The 24,391-nt window shown below is 70.4% G+C and carries 21 protein-coding genes; 9 read left to right on the plus strand and 12 right to left on the minus strand.

Annotated features, from left to right (window positions below; genetic code table 11):
* The first annotated feature begins 16 nt into the window (after nucleotides 1–16).
* Together DEO23_RS01945 and DEO23_RS15940 are read left to right on the plus strand one after the other, a co-directional pair.
* Complete coding sequence (locus tag DEO23_RS01945; protein WP_109274308.1) at nucleotides 17–1,708, plus strand: ABC-ATPase domain-containing protein; 1,692 nt, start codon at nucleotides 17–19, stop codon at nucleotides 1,706–1,708.
* A 150-nt stretch (nucleotides 1,709–1,858) separates the two neighbouring features.
* Nucleotides 1,859–2,581, plus strand: a complete 723-nt coding sequence (locus DEO23_RS15940) for an 8-oxoguanine DNA glycosylase OGG fold protein (protein WP_133249822.1) — start codon at nucleotides 1,859–1,861, stop codon at nucleotides 2,579–2,581.
* A 229-nt stretch (nucleotides 2,582–2,810) separates the two neighbouring features.
* Here the strand turns inward: DEO23_RS15940 and DEO23_RS01955 are convergent, their stop codons facing one another.
* Nucleotides 2,811–3,491 carry a YitT family protein gene (locus DEO23_RS01955; RefSeq protein ID WP_109274310.1) on the minus strand — a complete coding sequence of 227 codons (681 nt, stop codon included), beginning with the start codon at nucleotides 3,489–3,491 and terminating at the stop codon, nucleotides 2,811–2,813.
* Nucleotides 3,492–3,730: 239 nt separating this feature from the next.
* Between DEO23_RS01955 and DEO23_RS01960 the strand changes: the two genes are divergently transcribed.
* Nucleotides 3,731–5,146, plus strand: coding sequence for a hypothetical protein (locus DEO23_RS01960; protein ID WP_109274311.1), 1,416 nt, complete (start codon nucleotides 3,731–3,733; stop codon nucleotides 5,144–5,146).
* Nucleotides 5,147–5,248: 102 nt separating this feature from the next.
* On the opposite strand, the gene DEO23_RS01965 is transcribed toward DEO23_RS01960, so the two are convergent.
* The 10 genes from DEO23_RS01965 to DEO23_RS02010 all read right to left on the minus strand — a co-directional run bounded on the left by DEO23_RS01965 (nucleotide 5,249) and on the right by DEO23_RS02010 (nucleotide 16,651).
* A complete protein-coding gene (locus tag DEO23_RS01965) occupies nucleotides 5,249–6,775 on the minus strand; it encodes a glycoside hydrolase family 1 protein (protein WP_109274312.1) in 1,527 nt (508 codons plus the stop codon).
* Nucleotides 6,772–7,167, minus strand: coding sequence for a PTS sugar transporter subunit IIA (locus tag DEO23_RS01970; protein WP_109274313.1), 396 nt, complete (start codon nucleotides 7,165–7,167; stop codon nucleotides 6,772–6,774). Before DEO23_RS01970 ends, DEO23_RS01965 begins: the two co-directional genes overlap by 4 nt.
* The gene (locus DEO23_RS01975) at nucleotides 7,164–8,573 is read right to left on the minus strand and encodes a PTS sugar transporter subunit IIC (RefSeq protein WP_109274314.1); all 1,410 of its coding nucleotides are present in this window, start codon (nucleotides 8,571–8,573) and stop codon (nucleotides 7,164–7,166) included. The genes DEO23_RS01970 and DEO23_RS01975 overlap by 4 nt, the downstream gene beginning before the upstream one ends.
* A complete protein-coding gene (locus DEO23_RS01980; protein ID WP_109274315.1) occupies nucleotides 8,570–8,968 on the minus strand; it encodes a PTS sugar transporter subunit IIB in 399 nt (132 codons plus the stop codon). Before DEO23_RS01980 ends, DEO23_RS01975 begins: the two co-directional genes overlap by 4 nt.
* A gap of 102 nt (nucleotides 8,969–9,070) precedes the next feature.
* A complete protein-coding gene (locus tag DEO23_RS01985) occupies nucleotides 9,071–11,020 on the minus strand; it encodes a BglG family transcription antiterminator (protein WP_165831696.1) in 1,950 nt (649 codons plus the stop codon).
* Nucleotides 11,021–11,174: 154 nt separating this feature from the next.
* A complete protein-coding gene (locus tag DEO23_RS01990; protein WP_109274797.1) occupies nucleotides 11,175–12,458 on the minus strand; it encodes an alanine racemase in 1,284 nt (427 codons plus the stop codon).
* Nucleotides 12,459–12,505: 47 nt separating this feature from the next.
* Entirely contained in the window at nucleotides 12,506–13,138 is a 633-nt protein-coding gene (locus tag DEO23_RS01995) for a bifunctional 4-hydroxy-2-oxoglutarate aldolase/2-dehydro-3-deoxy-phosphogluconate aldolase (protein WP_109274317.1), read from the minus strand.
* Complete coding sequence (locus DEO23_RS02000) at nucleotides 13,138–13,521, minus strand: RidA family protein (protein WP_109274318.1); 384 nt, start codon at nucleotides 13,519–13,521, stop codon at nucleotides 13,138–13,140. Before DEO23_RS02000 ends, DEO23_RS01995 begins: the two co-directional genes overlap by 1 nt.
* A gap of 77 nt (nucleotides 13,522–13,598) precedes the next feature.
* Entirely contained in the window at nucleotides 13,599–15,254 is a 1,656-nt protein-coding gene (locus tag DEO23_RS02005; protein ID WP_109274319.1) for an N-acyl-D-amino-acid deacylase family protein, read from the minus strand.
* A complete protein-coding gene (locus DEO23_RS02010) occupies nucleotides 15,251–16,651 on the minus strand; it encodes an MFS transporter (protein ID WP_109274320.1) in 1,401 nt (466 codons plus the stop codon). The genes DEO23_RS02005 and DEO23_RS02010 overlap by 4 nt, the downstream gene beginning before the upstream one ends.
* Nucleotides 16,652–16,855: 204 nt before the next feature.
* On the opposite strand from DEO23_RS02010, the gene DEO23_RS02015 reads away from it, so the two are divergent.
* From DEO23_RS02015 to DEO23_RS02035, 5 genes are all read left to right on the plus strand, one after another.
* Nucleotides 16,856–17,554: a helix-turn-helix transcriptional regulator gene (locus DEO23_RS02015; RefSeq protein ID WP_165831697.1), complete on the plus strand. Its 699-nt coding sequence runs from the start codon at nucleotides 16,856–16,858 to the stop codon at nucleotides 17,552–17,554.
* A gap of 302 nt (nucleotides 17,555–17,856) precedes the next feature.
* Nucleotides 17,857–18,873 (plus strand): MDR family oxidoreductase, encoded by a 1,017-nt coding sequence (locus DEO23_RS02020; protein ID WP_205678805.1) that lies wholly within the window; start codon nucleotides 17,857–17,859, stop codon nucleotides 18,871–18,873.
* A gap of 147 nt (nucleotides 18,874–19,020) precedes the next feature.
* On the plus strand, nucleotides 19,021–20,109 hold the full coding sequence (locus DEO23_RS02025; RefSeq protein WP_205678807.1) for an alcohol dehydrogenase catalytic domain-containing protein: 1,089 nt from the start codon (nucleotides 19,021–19,023) through the stop codon (nucleotides 20,107–20,109).
* Entirely contained in the window at nucleotides 20,106–20,876 is a 771-nt protein-coding gene (locus tag DEO23_RS02030) for a glucose 1-dehydrogenase (RefSeq protein WP_109274323.1), read from the plus strand. The genes DEO23_RS02025 and DEO23_RS02030 overlap by 4 nt, the downstream gene beginning before the upstream one ends.
* A 95-nt stretch (nucleotides 20,877–20,971) precedes the next feature.
* Complete coding sequence (locus DEO23_RS02035) at nucleotides 20,972–21,355, plus strand: nuclear transport factor 2-like protein (protein ID WP_109274324.1); 384 nt, start codon at nucleotides 20,972–20,974, stop codon at nucleotides 21,353–21,355.
* Between the two features lie 114 nt (nucleotides 21,356–21,469).
* Here DEO23_RS02035 and DEO23_RS02040 read toward each other — a convergent pair whose 3' ends face one another.
* Nucleotides 21,470–22,654: a MarP family serine protease gene (locus DEO23_RS02040; protein WP_240613166.1), complete on the minus strand. Its 1,185-nt coding sequence runs from the start codon at nucleotides 22,652–22,654 to the stop codon at nucleotides 21,470–21,472.
* Between the two features lie 625 nt (nucleotides 22,655–23,279).
* On the opposite strand from DEO23_RS02040, the gene DEO23_RS02045 reads away from it, so the two are divergent.
* A complete protein-coding gene (locus DEO23_RS02045) occupies nucleotides 23,280–24,365 on the plus strand; it encodes a LacI family DNA-binding transcriptional regulator (protein WP_109274325.1) in 1,086 nt (361 codons plus the stop codon).
* Nucleotides 24,366–24,391: the final 26 nt, after the last annotated feature.

The following is a 24,391-nucleotide window of genomic DNA, read 5'->3' on the forward strand; positions in this document are numbered from 1 at the left end:
GAGGAGTGCAGAAACATTGACCACGGATAAGGACGAGCTCGTCCGCACCCTCACCTCCCTCGACGGCCGAGGCTACGGCTCCTACAAGCAGCTCAAGGGCACCTACGACCTGGGCCCCTGCCGACTGCTGATCGACCACGTGCAGACGGACCCCTTCGCCCCGCCGTCGCTGATGCGCCTAGTCGTCGATGCCGAAGCCGCGAACCTGCCGCAGGATCTGATCGACGACTGCCGCGGACGAGTCGCGGTCACCGATTTCCTGGCCCGCGTCGTCGCCAAGGAGGCGAGCTCGCTCCACGGGGTCAGCATCGGCACCCCACAGCAAGAGGTCCTCGAACGCACCAGCATCGCACTCACCGACCAGGGCCTCGAAGCGCGAATCTCCGTCCAACTGCCCGCCGCCGGGCGACGCATCAAGGGTCGGGAGGCCTCCCGTCTGCTCACCGAGGACCTGCCGCGGCTCGCCGAGCGCTCCCTCCTGCACGCGAGCATCGATGTTGACGCCCTCCGCGCGCACGCCACCCTTCACCGCGACCAGGAAGCCCTGCGAGACCAGCTGGCCGAGCGCCACCTGGTCGCTTTCGTCGGCGACGGCGCGATCCTGCCGCGACGGTCCGGCGACTCGGACCTGCCGCTCACGGACGGGGCAGTCCCGTTCGACAGCCCCGAATCACTGCGCGTCACGTTCGACCTGCCCAGCGGTCGCCAGGTGAGCGGAATGGGTGTGCCCGACGGGGTCACCGTCATCGTCGGCGGCGGCTACCACGGCAAGTCGACACTGCTGCGCGCGATGGAGCGGGGCGTGTACCCGCACCTGGAGGGTGACGGCCGCGAATGGGCGATCACCCGCGGTGACGTTGGCTCCGTGCGCGCCGAGGACGGTCGCGCCGTCACCGGCGTCGACATCTCCCCGTTCATCTCCGGCCTGCCCTCGGGCACCGACACCCGCAGCTTCACCACCACCAATGCCTCCGGCTCCACCTCGCAGGCAGCCTCCCTCGTCGAAGCGGTCGACGCCGGTGCCTCGGCGTTGCTGATCGACGAGGACACCTCGGCGACGAACTTCATGATCCGCGACGAGCGGATGCGTGTCCTGATCCCGGCCGACCGCGAGCCCATCACCCCGTTCGTCGACCGCATCCGCCCGCTGTATAAGGAGCGTGGAGTTTCTACGGTGCTGGTCGCCGGTGGGTCCGGAGCGTTCTTCGATGTAGCTGACCATGTGATCGCGCTCGATGAGTACGTGCCGCGTGACGTCACCGATCAGGCGCGTGCACTCGCCGACGAGGCGAGCTCCGAGCCCTCGGGCGCTGTGTTCGGTCCTGCCCGCTCCAGGACACCGGACCCCGACTCGCTGCGACCCGCTGACAAGAAGAAGCCCGCCACCGCGCGCGGCCGGGACATCATCCGCTTCGGACGCGAACAGATCGAGCTCGCGGCGGTGTCGCAGCTTGTGGACTCGGCACAGACGGAGGCGGTGGCGAAGGCGCTCGACCGGCTGGCGGAGCTGGCCGCATCCTCGAGCGCGAACCAGGGAGCCACCCAGCTCGACGCCGCGATCAGGGACCTGTTTGCCCGGATCGACGCCGACGGGCTCGAGGCCCTCTCACCACACCGCGGCCACCCGGGTCACCTGGCGCGGCCCCGCCCCCTCGAAGTTCATGCTGCTGTCAACCGCTACCGCGGCCTTCAAGTAGTTCGTGGTTGAGCTAGGCGGGGATCCGGCTGGTAGGGAGTTAACGGGAACGGTTCTCCGCGCCGCACCCTGAGGAGCCGCTTTAGGCTACGCGACTTCGATGCCAGGGGCTCGCCCGCCACTTTGCGCACGGACGTCTGAGGGATGGGCTATAACTAGCGCATGACGACACCTAACGTGCCCGGAGTGCTTGCGGAGCGGCTCAAGGAAGAGCTGCCCGCACAGCAGGCCTTCCGGTGGGCCCGAGACCTTTGGAAGCCAGTTGTGCATGACGTTCCTGATGCAGTGGAGATTGTGGAGCGACTTCCCGAGCACCTAGACAGGCAGGCCGTGCGCGACGTAGTCCAAGACTCTCTCACTCACGAGAGCGTATTGGGTGCTCTCGTTGCGGTTCTGATCTGGGGCGGCCCGAGTGCTCGTCGAGCTTTCTGGGCACGCTCGATCCTTACTGGTGTGGGGAGGCGCGGCAACTGCGACGCTAGGGTGGACGAATCGATCAGGGAGCGACTAATCGAAGGCGCGGGCCGCGTTCGAAAAAATGGAGCCGCCGAAGGATTCCGGTTCATGCGTAATGAGGGTCGTGTCAAGTATCTTGGCGGGGCGTATTTCACGAAGTGGCTAGCTTTCACCTCGATGGTGGGACGTATCGACGGGCCGGAAGTCGCGCCCATCCTCGACAAGCGTGTTCGGGACTGGATCGCAAACCAGACCGCAAGCGACACCCGTATCAGTCTGTCTACCTCTTCCAGCTCGGACTATGAGCGATATCTGCAACTGCTGGACGCCTGGGGAGCCCCTTTCGACAGAACCAGGACACAGACTGAGTTGGCGATCTTCGACCTCACCAGGGACAGGCCTGCGCAGGGGAAGAGTCGAGGAGCATGAATCCAAGCAGCACGATGGATCCAGGCTCGACCGTAAAGCAGAGCAAGTCGCTAATACCGTAGTGCAGTTCTTCGCGCGCCAGCCCCAGTCCCACTGCGTTCAGCCACGGACGACGCGTCCTGGACGCTGGCGAAGACATCAGGAGCACAGTGCTTGCGGAACGTGGTGTTGATTCGCGCATGTCACCAGTTGGCTTGCCCGCGAGAAGCGCCCGCGTACCAGCAGGCGTTCACGCCCGATACCGCCCCGGCCGATGGTTCAGCGCCAGCACCACGTTCAACACCACCCCACCCAGCGCCGACAGCAACACCCGCGGCACGTCGAGCACCAGCAGCGACAGCAGGATCACGGTGACGTCCATGGCCATCTGCACGTAGCCGGCGCGCAGTCTTGCGCGCTCCTGCAGGATCAGGGCCAGGATGTTGAAGCCGCCCAGGCTGGCGTTGTGCCGGAAGATGATCAGCAGTCCCACACCCACCAGCAGGTTGCCGCCGATCACCGCGTACAGCAGCGGCACGTCATGGACCGGCAGGAAGAGTGGGTGGATCAGGCTGAACACGGAGATCAGGCCCACGCAGATCGCCGTCTTCACCGTGAACACCCAGCCCTTCTTCCACAGCGCGAGCACGAAGAACGGCAGGTTCACCACGGCGAACAGCACCGCGAACGGCGTGGGCAGGGCGTGGGTGAGCAGCAGCGCCAGACCAGCCGTGCCGCCGGTGACGGCTCCCGCGCTCTGCAGCAGGTAGAGCCCGAGCGAGGCGAGGAAGGTGCCGGTGAGCGCGCCGAGCACGTCCTCGGTGGGGCGGTGGGGGATGACCGCGTCGATCGGCGGCGGGCCCTCGACGGGAAGGGCAGACTGCGCGTTGTGCGGTGTTGGGAACCCAGGCAGGGTGGGGCGAAAGGGCATGTGGACACCTTAAGTGGGTGAACCGGAGGGTCGACTCGCACCGAGCCGTGCGGTTGCCCAGGCGAAAGCGCTCAATCGCCAACGGCGGTCAAGATCAGTTTGCGTAGTAGCCACGATTGGCTTCACATCCGATCGCAGAGAGCGAAGACGGGCTTAGGAAGTCGAAACCCCAAGCGGTTGCGGAGAAGGCCGCAAGATTCAGGAAGTCAAATGTCCGTCCCCGCGCAGACACTGCCTCCATGGAGACATCGTTCGCGTTGGACCTGCTGGGCCGGTCCGCGAGCCCGGCCGTCGTACTTGCCGGCGCCGACCAGATCGATCGTGTGACCGATGTTCTCACCGGCGACGACGGAACCACGGAAGCGCTTGTCCACGGGGAACCCGCGCACGTCGTGACCTGGGTCGAGGAGCAGCCGCTGACATCCGCTTCTTGCACCTGTGGACAAGCCACGAACGACCGGCTCTGCGCTCACGCGATCGCCGCCCGGTTGCAGTCCCTGGGCCTCGCCAACGATCTGGACGCCGCGATGATGGCGCGCTGGCTAAGCCGCATCGCTGCCCTCGAAGCCCTGTCGCAAGGCTGGAAGGGCCTGGCTGATTTCCTCCTCGCATCAGAAGCGGCGGACGAGCCCGCAGCGACGCAGACGGTCCTGCGCGACGTCGTCACGGTGGATGGCGGGATCAACGTTGCTCGCGCGCTCGTCGGCAGAGCAAGCGAGGACCAGCTGAGTTCCTTCTTGGTGGCGCTCGCTGAGGCTCATGGGATCGATGGCCTCACCACCCTCAACGCGGTCGGGATAGTGGCGGCCGAAGAGCTCGTCGCGCACTTATGGCGACCGCTCGACGATCGGGCGCCCGAGGCGAACGCCGCGGCGCTACTGCGGGTCATCGGATCCGTCCGCCACACGGTGACCGGAGACGAGGATCGACGGAGCCTGTCGTGGTCACTTCTGCTTGCGTGCTCAGCTGTCGGCGGACTGGTTGCTGGAGGTCATGTGGCCCCGGGGGCAGCCGCCGAGGTCATCCTGCGAACAGAGCTCGATTCGGGCGACGCCACGTATCCGTGGATCGCCCTCATGATGGATCGACTGGGTGACGGTGCGCCCGCCGTCGCGGCAAAGATGCGCGTTCTGCTGCAGGACCAGGACTCCGCCCTGCCGGGAGCGCTCCCGGCCGAGCGGGTGGCCCGGCTGCGAGCCGAGATCGCTCTCGCGATTGGGGACGTACCGGGGCTGGTAGATGCTCTGACGAGCTGGCCGGGAGCGCCCTACGGCGAGTACCTGACGAGACTGCCCCGGTCGTGGTCACTACGTCCGCATCTCGATGTGTTGGAGGCGGCGCGATCCACAGGACGCGTGCGCTGGGCTCCCGGCTGGCCACAGCACAATCCTCACGACAGCGATGGCCCGCGTCTGATCCATCTCGTGCACGACCTTCTGCCGCACCACCCGATGTGGGGCGACGTCGCCATCGGGGACCTGGTCGTCACTCTGGCGAGGCTCGGTGACCCCGACAAAGCGACGGACGCTCTCCGCCAACATGCCCTACGTCTTCCGGACCAGACGCATCGCCACGAGTTCATCCGCATCTGGAACCAGGCGAGCCTAGGAGATGAGGGGGAGGAAATGGCCGACGAGATCTTCGGATCCGACTGACCAGCGTCGACGACACCAGCAACAACGGCACGCGAGGCCGCCGGGCGCCGACGAGCCTCAGCCAGCTCGTCGGCGCCCGCCCCCTCACCTCACCCCCTCACCTCACTCGATCCGCGCACCACCACTGGCGATGACCCGCCGGTACCAGGCGTACGAGTCCTTCGGGATGCGCCGGCCGCTGCCCTTGCCGGCATCGTCGAGGTCGACGTAGAGGAAGCCGTAGCGCTTGCTCATCTCGCTCGAGGAGCAGGAGACGATGTCGATCGGCCCCCAGGGGAACCAGCCGCGCAGGTCCACGCCGTCCTGGATCGCCTCGCGCATCGCCCGCACGTGCTCGCGCAGGTACTCGATGCGGTAGTCGTCGTGGATGCTGCCGTCGGCCTCGAGCACGTCCTTCGCGCCCAGACCGTTCTCGGTGATCATGATCGGTGCCTGGTAGCGGTCCCAGTACTCGTTCAGTGCCCGGCGCAGCCCCAGCGGGTTCTTCGTCCAGCCCCAGTCGGAGGCCTCGAGGTTGGGGTTGCGGAAGCCGTCGTAGTCGCCGGCCTCCCACGACTCCGCGTCGATCGCGGAGGTGTAGTAATAGGAGAAGGTCAGCAGGTCAGCGGTGCCCTCGGCGAGGTCCCGCTCATCGCCCTCGCCGAACTCGACAGTGATGCCGCGGTCGCGGAAGTGCCGCCACGCATACCCGGGGTAGGCGCCGCGCAGGGCGACGTCGGAGAAGAAGTACTGCATCTGGTTCTGCTGGGTCGCGGCGAACAGGTCCTCGGGCCTGGCGGAGATCGGATCGGCGAGCGTGTGGCACAGCATCACTCCGAACTGCAGGTCCTTGCCGAGTTGGTGGCCGTAGCGGGTGATGCGGGCGGCGCTGACCATCTCGTTGTGCACCGCCTGGTACTTGGCCGACGCCAGGTCGTCGACCTTGTCGGCTGCGACGCCCAGGTGGTTGAAGGACTCGTGGGTGATCAGGTTGATCTGGTTGATGACGATCCAGTGCTTCACCCGGTCCGCGAACCGGTCCAGCACCACCTGCCCGAAGCGCTCGAAGAACTCGATCACTTCGCGGGAGTACCAGCCGGTGTACTTCTGCGTCAGCGCGATCGGCATCTCGTAGTGAGACAGGGTCAGCACGGGCGTCATGCCGTGGCGCAGGATCGCGTCGACCAGGCGGTCGTAGTACTGCAGCGCCTCCTCGTTCGGGGCCTGCTCGTCGCCCTCGGGGAACACGCGCGCCCAGCTGATCGAGGTGCGGAAGGCGTTCATCCCGGTGCCGGCCAGCAGCTCCAGGTCCTCATCGAAGGAGTGGTAGAAGTCGATGCCCTGACGCTTGGGGTAGCGGCCCTCCGTGTCCTCCATGTGGAAGCGGACGCGGTCGCTGGTCATCTCCTTGTTCCCGCGCTTCGCAAGCGGGATGTCGCCGCGGAACTGGTTGATGTCCGCGAGGCTCCAGCCCTTGCCGCCCTCCTGCCAGGCGCCCTCGGCCTGGTTCGCGGCGATCGCCCCGCCCCACAGGAAGTCCTCGGGGAAGGCGTCCGCGGATGTGCCGGGCGCGGAGGCCGGCACCGCGCGGGCGGCCCCGGTCTCGCCTGTCGCGCTGGTCGTGCTGCTGGCCGGGGTGGTCTCGGTCATCGGGTCTCCTCCAGGGCGGTCAGGCGGTCGTCGAAGCTGCTGAGGACGGGCAGGATGCGCGTGATGATCCGGTACTCGCTGTAGGCGGTCATCATCGTGTCCTGGGCGTGGGCGAAGAGCATCGAGTAGCCGGACTCCTCGCCGCCTGCCTCGGCCTGGATGCGGTCGGTGTGGACCTGATGGGCGGCCTCGAGCTCGTCGTGCGCCTGGCGCAGGTGCTCCTTCGCACCCGCGAAGTCGCCGCCCTCCAGGGCTCGCAGGCTCCGGTAGACGGTCGAGCGGCCCTTGCCGGCCTCGATGAGGATCGTCATCGAATCCTGGACCAGGGGATCGGCGCCGTCGGGGGCGTCGGTCCGGGGCGTGGGGTCGTTCGGTGCAGGGGGAGTGGTCATCGGTCATCACCCTTCGTGGTGGTGGAGTTCGCGGCGGCACGCAGCGCCGGGGACAGTCGCTTGGAGGAGCGGCGGATGCCGTTGTCGGCCCGGCCGGAGGCACCGGTCGACGAGCCCGAAGCGCCGGCCGAGCTCGAAACGCCCGACGACTCCGCGACCCGCCGAGCCTCCGCCTCGCGCGCCGCGGCGGCCTCGGCCTCGGTGCGCACGAGCTGACGGTCGTGGGTGCGGAAGAACGGGAACCAGATCGCCGCGGAGGCGACGAACAGGATCGCGACCAGCGCCAGCGCGCCCAGCGAGCTCGTGGAGAGCCACGTCGAGATCGGGTACGGGGTGTACCAGAGGGTGAAGGAGCGCTCGGCGACCGGCGCCAGCGGCACCACCTTGATGAAGAACCACATGATCAGCGGCAGGATGATGCCCTGCAGCCACATGCCCAGCATCATCGTGGGGTTCCAGGCGACGGTGCCGAAGATGATCGGCTCGTTGATGTTCAGGATGCTCGGCACCAGGCTCGCCCGGCCCAGCGTCTTCAGCGAGCGGGAGCGGGCGCGGAAGGCCATGAACAGGGCCAGCGGCAGGGTCGCGCCGATGCCGCCGATCCACAGGTAGGTCGCGAAGACCGATGAGTAGGTCACCAGGTTCTCGGCGCTGCCGGCGACGTTCTGCGCGTCGGCCGCGTACATCGCCGGGATGATCACCGGGGTCAGCACCCACGAGGAGATCCCCATCGAGTAGATGAAGCACAGCAGGAACATCGCGGCCATGAAGCCCAGCGGGTTCTGCAGCATCCCCGACAGCGGGCTCAGCAGCCACTGGATCAGCCCGGCCAGGTCGAAGCCGGCCACCTGCACGATCAGCCACATGGGCACGACGGTCAGCGCGATCGGCAGCATCGCGTCGAACCACGAGCGCACGAAGTCCGGCACCGCCGAGGAGTCGGTGAAGAAGCTGAAGGACCCGAAGATCTTCATCACCACGCCCACGAACAACCCGGTGACGATGGCGACGAACATGCCGCCGGCGCCGAGCGAGTCGTTCTGCAGGCCGAGCTCCTTCGAGGCGAGCACCTGCGGGGTGACGGCGATCAGGAACACCACGACGCCGGTGAGGCCGGCGATCTGGCGCTGCTTGCGTAGCTTGAACTTCTCCATCAGGTTGAACGGCAGCAGGAACGCGACGAACAGGCCGATCATGCCCATCGTCCAGCCGTAGGGGACCCAGAAGTCGGGCCACCAGGAGATGTGGTCGTGCAGCACCGCGAGCATCGCGAACACGGAGCCCAGGAAGATGAACGGCAGGGTCTGCATGACCGAGTCCTTGAGGGACACGATCCACGGGTTGTTGTTGACGACGTTCAGGCGGGGGCTGAAGGAGTGCTCGAGCCAGTGCATGAAGCCCTTCATGGCGCCACCGGGGCTTCCGCGTCGCTGGTGTCGCGGGCCTCGCGGGCCTCGCTGCCGTCGTCGGCGGTGCCCGCGTCGTCGGCGTCGCTGAACGCCTCGAGCAGGTGCTCGAGCGCCGCATCGCCGTCGAGGGCGGCGTAGTAGTCCGGGCGCATGAGGACGACGGCGACGTCGGCCTCGCCGATCACGTCGTCGATCTCCTCGAAGAGGTAGCCCAGGTGAGGGCCGATCATGAGCGCGTCGATCTCCGACACGTAGTTCTCGATCTCGCTCTCGCCGCGGGCGAACGCCTCGATGTCGAGGTCGCGCTTCGCTGCGGCCTTGCGGATGTTGCTCGCCATGAATCCGCTGCTCGCTCCCGAGCCGCAGACGAGCATCACGCGAAGATCAGCCATGGTCCTTCTCCTTCGGACACGTCTCTGTGTGGGGTGATCCCATCCTCGAGGCCGGCCGATCGCAGGCGCCAGGCAGGGTTCGTGCCGCACCCCCGGCAGAACTCAGTCCAGCATCCGCAGCAGCCGCGCCAGGAACGCCTCGAAGTCGGTGCCGCGCTCGGCGAGGGCCAGCACGTTCTCGGCCTCGGAGAGCACCTCGATGAGCAGGTCGAGGACCTCGCGGAACGCCTCCAGGCCGTCGGGGGCGATGGAGAACAGCAGCATCAGCCGCACCGGTGTCCCGGACCAGTCGATGTCGTTCTCGGTGGTGAGCACGCAGATGCTCGTGCGGTGGGCGTCGTGGTGCAGCGAGTGGGGGATCGCGAAGCGACCGGGGAAGGCGGTGCTCGAGCGGGCGTCGCGCTCGATGACGTCGTCGGCGAAGGTGTCGGGCACCGCGCCCTGCTCCGTCATTGCCTGCGCGGCCCGGCGGATCGCGTCCTGGCCCGAGGGCAGCTCATCGACGTGCAGGAACAGTGCGGGGTCGAGCAGTCGCACCAGGCGGGCGCGGGCGCGGTCGCGGCGCTGCCGGTTCCGCTCGGCGTGGATCCCGCGCTGGACGGCCTGTAGGTCCTGGTCGGTCAGCAGCGGGGAGATCCGGATGACGGGGGCGCTGGTCAGCTCCGGCAGGGGCACGGTGCTGACCACGAGGTCGGAGGTGATGCTGCCCAGGTGCGCGGCGTCCTGTTCGCGGTGCTCGATCACGGCCGAACGGTCGAGCGTCCCGGCGAGACGGTCGGCCAGGGCGCTGGTGACGCGCCCGTAGCGCGGGGCGACCAGCGTGATCGTCACCCGTGGTCCGCTCTCGAGCTGGAAGCGGAACTCGGTGCCCAGGTGCAGGCTCAGCAGCTCGATCTCGCCGTCGGTAAAGCGCTGGCCGGTGAGCGCTTCGAGGTGGTGGACGAAGTGCACGGTGATCTCGTGGACCATCGGCAGGCTGCGCTGGAAGTCGTGCCCGAAGGAGGACTCGATCTGCCGGCCGGCGCGGGCACGTTCGAGCATGAGGCGGGTGTGGCGGGCGAGTGCTTCGCGGGTCGCATCGGCGCCCCAGCGCAGCCCGAACGCCGAGCTCACCGCCTCCAGGACACGATCGAACTCGGCCAGGAATGCGTCGTCGGCGCCGCCCTGGGCGAGGCGCTCGCCGGAGTGGCCCGCGCCCGTCGAGAGCGCCTGCAGGAGCACGCCGTGATCCGCGGGCGGCAGGGGAACGCCGGTCGCCTCGTGGATACCGCTCGCGATCCGGGCGACGAGCGGATCCTCGGCGCTCGCCGACGTGCCCGTGGCCTCGGGAACCGCCGACGAGGATGGTTCCGCGCGCTCCCGTTCGACGGTCACCACGAGGTGCAGCAGCAGGTCTGCCAGCAGGTACGGGTTCAGCTCGAGCCCCTGCTCGCGCAGAGGGCCGGTGACGGCTGAGTGCAGGCGGCCCAGCAGACCGTCGGGTTCCGCGCGGACCGCGCCGAGCACGTCGGCCGGGGCGCCGTCCTCGCGGCTGAACAGCAGTGAGCGCATCAGCCGGCGCTTCTCCCGCTCCCCGCCGACGATCTGCACGAGGTCGCCGCGCCGGCGGAAGGTCAGGTCGTGCCCGCGCAGGATCGCGCGGGCCTTGGAGAGGTCCGCCGCGAGGGTGGAGTCGCTGACGTGCAGGGACTCGGCCAGCTCGTACACGTCGGTCCACTCGGCGCCGATGATCGTGCGCAGCACTTCGTCCAGCCGCGCCTGCGGGCCCGACGAGGGCCCCTCCCGCGGGGCAGGCGGGGTCGGGTCACCCGGGGCGGTCGCGGCGAGGCGGTAGCCCTGCCCGTCGGAGAGGATCAGCGGCTGCGACGCGGCGGCGTTCAGGCGGGCGACGTCGTCGCGGATGGTGCGGGGCGCGGCGCCGAGAGCGGCGGAGATCCGGCGCGTGGGCACGGGGCCGTCGGCGCGGCGGAGCAGGTCGAGCAGCGCGCGTTCGCGGCGTTCGCGGGTGGCGGCGATGGCGGTCTCCTTCGGCCTCGAAGGGGAGACGGGCACGAGCCGGTGGCTCGGCGGACAGAGCCGGTGGCTCGTGGGAGAGCGTAGGCCAGCGGGCCCGCCGCCCACCCGCTGTGGCCACCGTGCTGTCCGAGGTCCCGGAGACTCGCCGAGAGACGGCGTCGAAGCGAGCGGGGAGACTGCTCGGGACGCCTCAGAAGAACGTCTCGACCGCCTCGATCACGGTCCCGCCCTCGTCGACCACCGGCACCAGACGCCACTTGTCGAAGGCGGTGCACGGGTGGGAGAGCCCCAGCCGCACCACCTGGCCGATCGTCACGGGCGCCTCACCTGCTCCGGCATCCCAGCGCAGGAAGGTGTGCTGGTCGTTCAGCGCCGTCACCTCGAGGGCACCCGGCTCGACGTCTCGCTCCGTGCTGCCGAGGGAGTCCGCGACCGCGGTGACGATCGGCAGTCCCTCGTCGAAGGGCACGTCCCGCTTGCCCGCATCCAGCAGCGCGAGCCCGGGTTCCGGCCGGGAGACCACACGGGCATAGGCCGACATCGCGGGCCGCAGTGCCTCGGAGTCCTCGACGCCGCGGGTCGCGTCCAGCGGAGAGATGCCGCGGTAGAAGCCGCTGTCGTGGACGATGTACGCGCCCGAGCGCAGGATCGCCCGGGTGTCGGGGATGCCTGCGATCGCGTCGGCCACCAGGTCGAAGTAGGCGCTCCCGCCTGCGGTGATCCACGGGGTCCCGCTGACCAGCGGGCGCACCCGCTCCACGAGCGCGGCGAGGCGCCGGCAGTAGGTGCCGACGCTCTTCAGCGCCTCGGGGCTGCGGTCATGGCCCAGCGCCCCTTCGTAGCCGCCGACGCCCCGCAGCTCGAGCGCGGTGGAATCCGCGACGCGTTCGGCGATCGCGACCGCCTCGTCCTCGGTGCGGGCGCCGGTGCGTCCGCCGTCGGCGCCGAGCTCGACGAGCACGCCGAGCCGGGAGTCGACGCCGTCGAGCGCGCGTTCCATGAGGTCGATCGCCGCGAGGGAGTCCGCCCAGCACACGAGCTCCTGCTCGGGGTGCTCGGCGAGCCATTCGCCGAGGCGCCGCAGCAGCTGCGGGTCCAGGCACATGTTCGCGATCTGCACCGTGGGGATGCCCGCGCGCAGTGCCACGTCGGCCTGCCAGCCGGTGGCGACGGTGATGCCGGTGGCCCCGGCGGCGAGCTGACGGCGCCACAGCGCGGGGGACATGGTCGTCTTGCCGTGCGGCATCAGCTCGAGCCCGCGCTCGCCCGCCCAGGCGGCCAGCGTCGCCAGGTTGTGCTCCATCGCGGCGTCGTCCAGCACGAACAGCGGCGTCGAGAACGCCGACAGCGGCGCGTGGAGGTCCTGCACGTCGCGGCCGACGAGCTCGGCCGGGAACGACTTGTCCTGCGTGGTCACTGTGCGGATGGCCGGGGTGGCAGGCGTGGCCGGGGTCGCCGGGGTGGGCGTGGTCATCATGGTCTCCATCGTGCCGGTGTCGTCGTTCGTCGTGGTGGGCGGTGTCAGCGCCGAGACCCGGAGCGCTCGAGCACCTCGGCGAGGCGGGGCAGCTCGGCCTCGTCCGCCAGTGCGCTGCCGACGGCGACCACGTCCGCCCCGCCCTCGAGGTACGTCGCGGCGTTGCGCGCGTTCATGCCTCCGGTCGCCACGAACCGCACGCCGGGGAACGGGCCGTGCAGGGCGGCGAACCAGTCGGTCCCGAGCACGGAGGCGGGGAAGGCCTTCAGCCAGGTGAGCCCCGCGACCACGGCGCTCTGGACCTCCGAGGCGGTGGCGACGCCGGGCAGGGAGGCCATGCCCGCCTGCTCGCTCGCGCGGACCACCTCGAGGTCGAGGCCGGGGCTCACGGTGAACGCGGCCCCGGCCGCGGCGGCGGCGCGCACGCCGTCCGCATCGATGATGGTTCCGGCGCCGACGCTCTTCCCGCGTTCGCGCCCTGCCGCGACGACGACCTCGAGGGCCTCCCTGTCGGCCGGCTGCTGCAGGGGGATCTCGACGAGGTCGATGCCCAGGTCCCAGGCGGTCCGGGCGAGCTCGAAGCTGCGCTCGGCGCCCATCCCGCGCAGGATCGCCATCAGCGGCTGCCCGGCGAAGGCGTCCGTGAACCAGCGGGTGCTGTCGGCGCTCGTTGTCATCAGCTGACGCGGGCGACGACGTCGATCTCGACCAGGATGTTCGCCAGTTGCGAGCCGACCGTGGTGCGCACGGGGTAGGGCTCGGTGAAGAACTCCGCGTAGGCCTCGTTGAACTCGGCGAAGTCGGCGAGATCCGCGAGGTGAACGGTGGTCTTCAGCACGGCGTCCAGGCCCACGCCGTGCTCGGCGAGGACGGCCTGGACGTTGCGCAGCACCTGTCGGGTCTGCTCGCCCACGGACTCGGCCACCGCGTTGTCGTTCGCGCGGTCCTGCGGGCCGAAACCGGCGGTGAACAGCAGGTCGCCGCTGACGATGCCCTGGCTGTAGGGGCCGGCGGGCTTCGGGGCCTTCTCGGTGGTGATGGCCGTCTTCTGGGTGCTCATTGCTCTCCTTCGGTGGGTGGGTCGGGGTGGGTGGTTCGGGGTGGGTGATTCGGGCGGTGGAACGGTCGGGCGGTGGGTCACGCGGGCGGGATGCCCGCGAGGCCGGTGGCGGAGGCGCGGATGCCCCCGCCCGGCGTCTCGCCGGTCAGGCGGCCGCCCGCGAGGACGGGCCTCCCGGCGACGAGCACGTCATCGATCCCGTCGGCGAGCTGCAGGGGCGCCTCGTAGGTGGCGCGGTCCTGCACGGTGTCGGGGTCGATGAGGGCGATGTCGGCGATCGCGCCGGGCGCGATCCGACCCCGCGCTCCGAGGTGGAACCTCTCCACGGGGGCGGTCGAGAGGTGGCGGACGGCGTCGGCCCAGTTCAGGAAGCCGTGCTCGCGCACGTAGGTGGCGAGGTAGGCGGCGAAGGTGCCGCGGGCGCGCGGGTGGGGGTGGGTGCCGATGAAGATCCCGTCGGAGCCGCCCATGTGGGCGGGGTGGGCGATCAGGCGTCCCAGGTCCTCGACGGGCCGCTGGTCGCGCACGGCCATGATCACGTTGACGTCCAGGCGGGAGGCGGTCAGCAGGTCCAGGGCTGCATCGACCGCGTCGGTGCCGCGGCGTGCCGCGATCTGGCCCAGGGTGAGCCCGGGCGCCCAGGCGAACTCGTCGGAGCGGGTGTGGGCGAGGGTGATCAGCTCGGGCCATTCGGGGCCGAGGCTCGGATTGGTCGCGACCCTGGGGAACCAGTCGCGGCGCAGGCGCTCGCGCTCGCCGGGATCACCCAGCAGCTCGACGACCCTGTCGGTGGGCAGGGCGTTCAGCTCCGGCGGGAGCATCGTCATCGCGAGGATCGAGCAGCCGCGCGTGTACGGGTAGGCATCGAAGCTGCCCTCGACGCCCTGGTCCTCGAGCCAGGTCATCAGGCGGTGGGCCTCGTCGGCCGCGGTGTGGAAGTGCGAGATGTGCACCGGCACCCCGGCGGCGCGGCCGATCCGGGCGGCCTCCTCGACGCCCGCCCGCGCGTTGTCCTCGTAGCCGCCGCGCATGTGGGTGACGTAGGGGAGCGGGCTCGCGGCGGAGCGCCCCGTGCCCGTCGGCCCCGCGCCGCGCGCACCCGTCGCGAGCGGCGCGCACAGCGCGGCGATCTCCTCGGCGTCCGCGAAGATGCCCGGTGTGTAGTCGAGCCCCGTCGACAGGCCCACCGCCCCATCCGCGACACCGTCGGCGACCAAGGCGACCATCCGCTCGATCTCCTCGGCCGAGGCGGGTCGCTGCGCGGAGCCCATCACCTCGTGGCGCACGGTCCCTGCGGGCACGAGATAGGCGAGGCCCAGCGGGATCCGCCCGTCGTAGCTCGCCAGCAGGTCGGCGACCCGCGGCCCCCGGTAGCTCGGGTGAGCGCCGTTGATGGGGGAGAAGTACTCGCTCGCGAAGTCGCCGTCGCCCGGGGCGAAGGAGACGCCGTCCTGCCCGCCGATAACGGTGGTGACGCCCTGGCGCAGCAGCGCGAGCTGCACGTCCGGGTCGAACACGACGCCCTCGGCGTGGGAGTGCGCGTCGACGAAGCCGGGGACGACCAGGCGGCCGTCTGCCTCGATGAGCTGCGGGGCGGCCTCGGATCCGGATGCCTCCCCGATCTCCGTCCCGACCGCGACGATCCGCTCGTCCTCGACGAGCACGTCGGCTTGCACGGGCTCGGGGGAGACCCCGTCGACGACGAGACCTCCGCGGATCAGCACCCGGGTCACGCGCTGGTCACCTCCAGGTCGTGCAGTCGGCCGGCGTCGGCGGTGTCGGGGCGGTAGGAGGCGGCCGCGGTGGCGACCGCGCCCACCAGGCAGATCACGACGACGTAGACGATGACCGGCCAGATCTGCCCGCTCGCCCAGCCCACCAGGGCGGTGGCGATCAGCGGGGCGAGCCCGCCGCCCAGCGTATTGGACAGCTGGTAGCCGATGTTCACGCCGGTGGTGCGCTCCTCGACGTCGAACATCTCGGTGAGCATCGTGGACAGCGTGCTCTGCATGGCCACGCCCGGGATCACGAAGCCGACGACCATGCCCAGCCAGATCAGCCACGTGCTCCCGGTGGCGTAGAGCAGGAAGGCGGGCCACACGAGCACGGCGAAGCCGATGCAGCCGGCGATGTAGAACTTCCGCCGACCCACCTTGTCCGAGAGCGCCCCGTAGGCGGGGGCGATGACCATCTGCAGCGCGCCCACGATCACCGTGCCGATGAAGCCGACCTGCGCCGCGGTGCCGTCGGAGACCATGAAGGCGAGCCCGTAGGTGAGCACGATGTAGCCCGCGATCGACTGCGGCAGGCCGATCAGGATCCCGAGCAGAGTGTTCTTGGGGTGACGGCACACCGCCGCGAGCGGTGAGCGGCGCTGGATCCGACCGATCTCGAGGCCCTGGGTGTGGGTGGTGAACTCCTCGGACTCGTGGAGCTGGCGGCGCAGCAGCACCGCGCAGATCGCCAGCACCAGGGAGAACAGGAACGGGATCCGCCAGCCCCAGGTCATGAAGAAGGAGTCCGGGCCGAGTCCGAGACCCGCCATCATCCCGGCCGAGAGCACGTTGGCGATGCCGGCGCCGCTGATGAGGAAGGCGCCGAACAGTCCGCGGCGGCCGACGGGCGCGTGCTCGACGACCATCGTCGCCGCGCCGCCCATCTCGCCGCCGACGAACAGGCCCTGCAGCATGCGGAAGACCAGCAGCAGGATCGGGGCGGTGGCACCGATCATGTGGTCGGGCGGGATCAGCCCGATCGCCGCGGTGGCCAGGCCCATGCCGATCACGGTGACCAGCAGCGTGACCTTCCGGCCCATCCGGTCCCCGATGTACCCGAAGACGACCCCGCCGAGGGGGCGGAACAGGAAGCCGACGGCGAAGGTGCCGAAGGACTCGAGCTGGGCGACGAACGGGTCGTTGCCCGAGAAGAACACCTGCGGGAACACGGCCGCCGCGGCCAGCCCGTACAGGTAGTAGTCGAAGTACTCCATGAGGGTGCCGATCGCGCCGCCGGCGATGGTGCGGGCGTGGGCGGGGCGGCGACGAGGGGAGTCGGGGCCGGTGCCGGGAGCGCCGGGGGAGGAGGCGTCCGGGCCGGTCGCGCCGGGATTCTGGGCGGCGGGGGCGCTCATGAGCGCCTCGTGGTGCGAGTTCTCGACATGGTCTCTGGTCTCCTCCGCGACGGGGCCACCTGCGGTCGGCTGCGGTGCCGATGTCGAGCGACAGTACCCAATCCTGTACTGAAATTCTAGATGCCTGACAGAATGTTTGTATATGGCCGATGAGACCATGGGCCGACGACGGAGATGCGCATCGGCCGAGGAATGGAGAGAGTCGTGAGCGGAACCCAGACAGCGCCCACCGACGTGCGCTTCGCCGACATCGAGGAGGCGCACCGCGCGCTCGCGCCGATCATGGAGGCGGTCGCAGCCGTGGGCGGTCCGCACTGCGAGGTGGTGCTGCACGACCTCAGCGAGGGCGACCTCGAGCACTCGATCCACGCGATCCTCAACGGCCACGTGAGCGGTCGCGAGGAGGGCGGGCCCTCCACCAACCTCGGCGTCGAGGTGCTGCGCGACGGATCCCAGGACCACAACGCCTACGGCTACCGGGCGCGCACCGCCGACGGTCGCGAGCTCATCAGCTCCTCCGTCTACTACCGCGACCACGAGGGCCGGATCATCGCCTCCCTGTGCATCAACCGCGACCTCTCCCCGCTGCAGGGCGCGATGGACGCGCTCGCCGCGCTCGCCCCCGAGATGTCGACGGGGGAGACGGCCTCGGAGCCCCCGCGCGAGCTCGTCGGCCCGGACGTCGCGACCGTGCTGGACGACATGATCGCCGAGGCGATCGCGACCGTCGGCCGGCCGACTCCTGCGATGACCAAGGCCGACCGCATCGAGGTGCTGCGCCTGCTCGAGGCCCGCGGCGCCTTCCACATCAAGCGCGCGGCCGAGCGGGTCTCGGCGCGGCTCGGGGTCTCGCGGGTGACGACGTACGGGTATCTGGACGAGGTGCGGCGGGGGCAGGGCTGAAGCCTGGTCGCCAAGAGCCTGCGCTCCGAGTTCTCGGTGCACGCACGGACCGGAATGGCGGTGGGCTCGCATTGTGGAAGCGCCGACAGCGGTGCAGGAGAGAGCGCGACGCACGGAGTCCAGGTGCGGCGCCGCTGGTGTGACTCGGCTCCGGGGGGGGGATCGCGGTTCGACGGATTGCGTGGGTTCGTCGTGACCGGTCACACTAAGCGGGATCGCGCGTTCGCTGTGCGCCGATCGAACTGCCGGATTCTCCCCGACCCGGATGGAGAGGGCGACAGGTGAGAAGAGAGGAGATGCGCATGAGCTTCCGCGGACTCGTCATCGAGCAGGACGTCCAGGCCGGGCGGATCCAGAACCACCGAGCTCAGGCCGTCGACCTGCCTGAGAGCTTTCTCGACGGCTCCGGGGGTGACGCGCCGGTCACCGTCGATGTCATGTACTCCGGCATCAACTACAAGGACGGTCTCGCCATCGCCGGGAAGCCGGGAGTGGCCCGGACTTCCCCCTTGATCCCCGGCATCGACCTTGTCGGACGCGTGTCGAGGTCGGACGATCCACGGTTCACGCCAGGTGAGGCCGTCGTCCTCACCGGCGGTGGTATCGGGGAATCGGCTCATGGGGGCCTCGCGACCAGGGCACGGGTCTCCGGGGATTATCTCGTCGCCCTTCCCGAGGGGATGAGTGCACGTCAAGCGGCGGCTGTCGGTACGGCCGGATTCACCGCGATGCTCTCGATCCTCGCCCTCGAGCGTGAGGGCATCCGCCCGGAGCAGGGCCCGGTGATCGTCACCGGTGCCAGCGGCGGGGTGGGATCCGTCGCCATCGCGGTGCTCTCGCGTCTGGGGTACGAAGTCGTCGCTGCGACCGGGCGCGGTGAGAGCGAGGCCGATTACCTGCACGCGCTCGGGGCGAGGGAGATCCTCGATCGCCGCGAGCTCACCGGCCCCGGTGCGGTCCTGCAGGAGCGTCGATGGGCTGCGGGCGTGGACACGGCCGGCTCGAACACCCTGGTCAATCTCCTGGCTCAGACACGGGATGAAGGCGTCGTCACGGCCTGTGGGCTCGCCCAAGGCCCGGACCTGCCGGGAAGCGTGATGCCTTTCATCCTGCGCGGCGTGACCCTTGTCGGCATCAACTCGGTGACTGCGTCGCGCGATCTTCGGCAGCGCACATGGAAGCGTCTTGCCGAGGACCTGAGCAGTGAGCTGCTCGAGAAGATGACCAGCGAGATCTCCCTCGAGCACGTCCCGGCTCGCGCCGAGGAGATCCTGCAGGGCCAGGTCCGCGGGCGCACCGTGGTCTCTCTCGAAACCTGACCGAGCGCTTCCGCGACCGAGGATCCAGGGCGGCTTCGAGCCCGCGATCCGCGACAATCGCGCGCGACACGATCGCGCGCGACGCCGACTTCCGCGCGCGCCCGCACGCGTAGCCGCACCCGCCTTCCGCACCCACAAGGAGCCGCCATGACCACCGCATCCACCTCCGCCTCCGTCTCGGCGCACTCCGAGACCCCGACCGTCCCGGACGACGTCCCCGCCACCATGCGCGCCTCGGTGCTGCTGGAGAAGGGCGTCGTCGAGATGCAGGAGCGCCCGGTTCCGCGGCCCGAGCCGGGGGAGGTGCTGGTGCGGGTGCGCGCGGTCGGCGTCTGCGGCTCCGACGTGCACTATTACAAGGAGGGGCGCATCGGTGACTTCGTGGTCGAGGAGCCGCTGATCCTCGGGCACGAAGTCTCGGGTGTCGTCGCCGGCGTCGGCGCGGGCGTCCCGGCCGAGCGGATCGGCCAGCGCGTGGCGATCGAGCCGCAGCGCCCCTGCCGCACCTGCCGCCAGTGCACGACCGGCCACCTGAACCTGTGCCCGCAGATGAAGTTCTACGCGACCCCGCCGATCGACGGCGCCTTCGCCGACTACGTGACCGCCCCGGCCGAGTTCGCTTTCCCGATCCCGGACTCGATGAGCGACAACGCGGGAGCCCTGCTCGAGCCGTTCTCCGTGGGCATGTGGGCGACGGGGAAGGCTGGTCTCGCCCCCGGCAGCACGGTGCTGATCAGCGGCGCCGGGCCGATCGGAGCCCTCGCCTCGCTCGCCGCCCGCTCCTACGGGGCGACCCGGATCGTGGTGAGCGACCCGATCGCCTCGCGACGCGAGAAGATCCTCGAGTTCGGCGCCACGGAGACCGTCGATCCCCTCGCGAGCGACTTCGATCCCGCACGGATCGGGGCCGACGCCTTCATCGAGTGCTCCGGCGCGACCCCTGCGCTGCTCGCCGGTCTGCAGGCCCTGCGGCCCTTCGGCACCGCGGTGATGGTGGGCCTCGGCGCCGAGGAGATGCCGATCCCCGTGCAGCACATCATGAACAACGAGATCACCCTGACCGGCATCTTCCGCTACGTCGACACCTGGCCGAAGGTGATCGCCGCCGCCGAGTCGCCCGACGTCGATCTCGACGCCCTGGTCACCGCCGAGTTCCCGCTCGAGGAGGCCGAGGCCGCCCTCACCCAGGAGCCCGGTGAGGACTCGATGAAGACGATCGTGGTGGTGTCCCGATGAGCATCCTCGACACCTTCGACCTGACGGGTCGCACCGCGCTCGTCACCGGCGGCTACCGCGGGCTCGGCCTCGCGTTCGCGACCGGTCTCGCCGAGGCCGGCGCCGATCTGGTGATCGGCGCCCGCGACGGCGACGCCTCCGCTCGCGCCGCGCTCGAACTCTCCGAGCGCACCGGCCGACGGGCCCTCGGTCTCGCTCTGGACGTCACCGACCCGGCCTCCTGCGAGGCGGCCGTGCAGAGTGCCGTGGAGTTCGGCGGCAGCCTCGAGGTGCTGGTCAACAACGCCGGCGCCTGCTTCCACGCGCCCGCCCTCGACGTCACCGCCCAGGAGCTGCGCACCGTGCTGGACACGAACGTCGGCGGGGTCTTCGAGATGAGCCGCGCCGTCGCCCGTGTGATGATCCCGGCCGGCGGCGGGTCGATCGTGAACATCGGCTCGATGTCCGGCGACATCGTCAACCGTCCGCAGCTGCAGCCGATCTACAACGCCTCGAAGGCGGCGGTCCACCACCTCACGAAGTCGCTGGCGATGGAGTGGGCCGAGCACCGCATCCGCGTCAACGCCGTCGCGCCCGGCTACGTGAAGACCGAGATGGCGCCCGTGGACGATCCGGCGCTGCGCCAGCGCTGGATCGACGACGCCCCGATGCAGCGCTACGCGATGCCCGAGGAGATCGCACCCGCGGTGCTCTACTTCGCTGCGGACGCCTCGAGCTTCGCGACCGGCTCGGTGCTGACGGTCGACGGCGGGTACACGGTGGTGTGAGGGGCGGACGGGTCTCGCCGCGTCGCGCCGGGGCGCGCCGGGGTCGTCGGATAGCGCCGGGGCAGTCGGCCCGCCCGCCGAGTACCCTCGGCGGCATGGACATCACCCTGCCTGACGGGTGCGGCAATGCGCCCCGTATAGGGATCGTCGCCGACATCGTCGGGAACTGGGCCCGGAGCGACAGGGCGGCGCTCGAGGACTGGCTCGGCGAGGACGCGACGTGGACGCTGGTGGGGGCGGGGACGCGGCGCGGCCGTGGTGCCGCCGCGCAGGTGGCTCCGCCGTTCTCCCCCGAGCGCATGGAGTTGACCTCGATCATCACCCACGGCCGCCTCGCCTCCTGCGACGGTTTCCTCGAGGCCGGCGGTGAACGCCTGTGCTTCAGCCACGCGCTCCGCTTCGCCGGCGCGGCGAAGACCGCGAGGATCGCCGATGTGCGCAGCTACTGCATCCGTGAGGGCGGCGGGACGCGGGGCTGACTCCGGGGAGATGGCAGCGGCGGGGTGACGGCGGCGAGGTGACGGCGCGCCTCGCCTCTCGGCCGGACGGCCCAGGTGCGGCGGCGCTCGGGCGTCGGTCCAGCCGCCGCGGCCTCACGCCGAGCAGGCCCCCGTCGACACCTGCTCGTCGGCCGTGTCGAGCTGGGCGATCACGGGCAGCAGCTCGGCGTTCGTGAGCGCGTAGGCGGTCTGGCCGTCGGAGTCGCCGCGGGCGAAGACGAGCCCGGCGACGCCGCCGTCCTCGCTGAGCAGCGGCCCACCCGAGTTGCCGGGCTGGACGTCCGCATCCAGCACGTAGATGTCGCGATCGGTGGGAGCGGCATCCTCGGAGTCGTGGACCTCCGCCTGCCCCGAGGCCTTGACCCGCGCGGTCGAGGAACGGAACGGGCCGCCGTGCGGGTACCCCTGGATCGCGGCCGACGTGCCGTCGGGCAGGGTGTCGGTGAGCTTCAGCGGCGGGGCGTCGACGTCGGCGGAGATCACGGCGATGTCGTCGCTGGGATCGAAGTAGACGACCTTGCCCTCGCGGGCACTCTCGCCGGGTAGCTCGACCATCGGATCCTCGACACCCGCCACCACGTGCGCGTTCGTGATGATCCGGTCGTCCTGGACCACGAAGCCCGAGCCCGAGGAGATCGTCCCGCAGCCCCGCGTCGGCCCCGAGATGCGCGCGACCGACTGCGCGGCCGTCTCGAGCGCCGGGTCCCCGAGGTCGACCGGCGCGGCGGTGCTCGCGCCGCTGGGGATGTCGAGGCCCTCGGGCGGGGACGTGATCACGGGCATCGGCAGCTCGCCGACGACCCTCTGCCGCAGCTGCGCGAACGTCTGGCCGACGGGCTCCGGGGTGGCGCGCTCCACCGTCTTCATCGCGTGCGACGAGGCCACGGCGGGGGAGATGCCGGCGATCCCGGCCGAGGCCAGGCTGGACCCGCCCAGGCTCACCACCACCAGGCCGACGAGCAGGCCCAGCGCGCCGCCCAGCACACGCTCGACCACCCGCAGGTGCAGACGATCGGCGCCGCGCCGCACCAGGCCACCGATGCTCGAGCCCAGCGACCATCCGACGAGCAGCAGCACCAGCAGCGCACCGATCACGGCGGGCGCCCGCCACGGCGGCTCTACGGCGCCGGAGACGTGGGGCAGCACCCAGATGGCGGCGGCCGCCCCGACGGCGAGGCCCAGCAGAGCACCGAGGGTCGCGGCGAACCCGGAGCGCAGCCCCGAGACGAGCGCGCCCAGCAGGATCAGCACGATCACCAGGTCGACGATCCAGATCACGGGGTCCTCCTCGGTGGTCGGGGCGGGTCGGGGTCCGTAGGGCTGCACCGAGCTGTGGCAACGAGTGAGCTGGCACCCCGGCATCGGCGCTAGCTCGGGTGAGGCTGAGAGCAGGAGCGATCGGTGGAGGACGGGTCGACGGGCGACCCGTGACGCCCCATTCTCGCCCGTTCACCTGGGAACGGCGCGCGCGAGGGTCGGGCCGGGGGTTCGGAATCTCGCGCGCGAGGGTCGGGACGGGGCTTCGACCGAGGTGTTGGGCCTGCGCGGGACTAATAGCGCACTCTCTGCCATATATGGCAGATGATGCGCTATTAGTCCCGCCGCGGCCCATGCCCCCTCGATTCCGCGTCCTGGCCGCGCGCCGACACCCGCCCCGCGCCGACACCCGCCGCGAGCCGCGCCCGCCGCGCACCGCCGAGTGCAACCAGAATGAAACGGTTTGCAGAGCCCAGCGATGAGGAGCGCGACGAGAACCAAGTCTGTGACCTGCAGGGACGCGGCGCCTCCCGGCACCCCGATCCCACCCCACTGCCACCCATTGACGAATCACTGCAAACTGATTCATGATCTCTTCACGCTGGCGACGAGGCCGGCGGGCGCAGGGAACGAAGAGGTGACCGGCATGCGCAGCACGACCATCCGTGATGTCGCGGCCGCGGCATCGGTGTCCATCGCGACGGTGTCCCGCGCCCTGTCCAGCCCCGAGCTCGTCGCTCCCGCCACCCGGGACCGGGTCCGCAGTGTCGCCCGTGAACTGGGGTACCACTCCTCCCGCAGCGGCCGGTTCGCCTCGGCCGACGCCCGGACGATCGCGCTGCTCGTCCCCGACCTCGAGAACCCGTTCTTCGGCCAGGTGGCGAAGGGCGTGCAGGCGCGGGCCCGGTCCGACGGTCTCCTGGTGGCGGTCTGCGACACCGACGAGGACCCCATGCTCGAGCGCGCCGTGCTGGAGACCGTCGTCTCGCAGGTCGATGCGCTGATCCTGTGCTCCCCGCGCGGCCCGGACGAGACCATCCTGGCGGCGGCCGCGCAGCTCCCCACTGCTCTCGCGAACCGTGAGGTCGAGGGGCTGCCCTCGGTGCAGTTCGACGAGGACCGCGGGGTCACGGCATCCCTTCGTCACCTGGTCGCGCTCGGGCATCGCCGGATCGCCTATGCCGGGGGACCGCCGGCCTCCTGGACGCAGCGCCGTCGCTCGAGTGCGGTGCGACGCTTCGCCGCCCACCACCCCGAGTGCCGCGTCCTCGATCTCGGTCCGTTCCAGCCGTATCTGAGCGGGGGCGCCGGCGCGGCCCAGCAGGCGATCGACGCCGGCGTGACCGCGGTCGTCGCCTTCAACGACCTGCTCGCCCTCGGGATCATCGGCCACCTCACCCAGCAGGGCCTGCGTGTTCCCGAGGACATGAGCGTCTCGGGGATCGACAACGTCGCCGCCGCGACCCACGTGCGACCGCATCTGACGACGGTCGACGTGCCGCGCGTGCAGATGGGCCGCACCGCGGTCGACCTGGTGCTGGGCGCGATGCGCCGCGAGTCGCCGCCCGCGCCGCAGAAGCTCCCGGCCGAGCTCATCGTCCGCGACTCGACCGCCGTCGCGCCTGCCCCGGTCGCCGGCGCCCACGCCCCGACCGCCGTCGCTCCCGCCCCGGCCGCCGCCACCCCCACATCCCACGCCCCACTCCCCGCACCTCCCCTCACATCGACGTGACGGGACCCCACCAGGAGGAACACGCC

The sequence above is a fragment of the Brachybacterium endophyticum genome (assembly GCF_003130585.1).
Taxonomy (GTDB): domain Bacteria; phylum Actinomycetota; class Actinomycetes; order Actinomycetales; family Dermabacteraceae; genus Brachybacterium; species Brachybacterium endophyticum.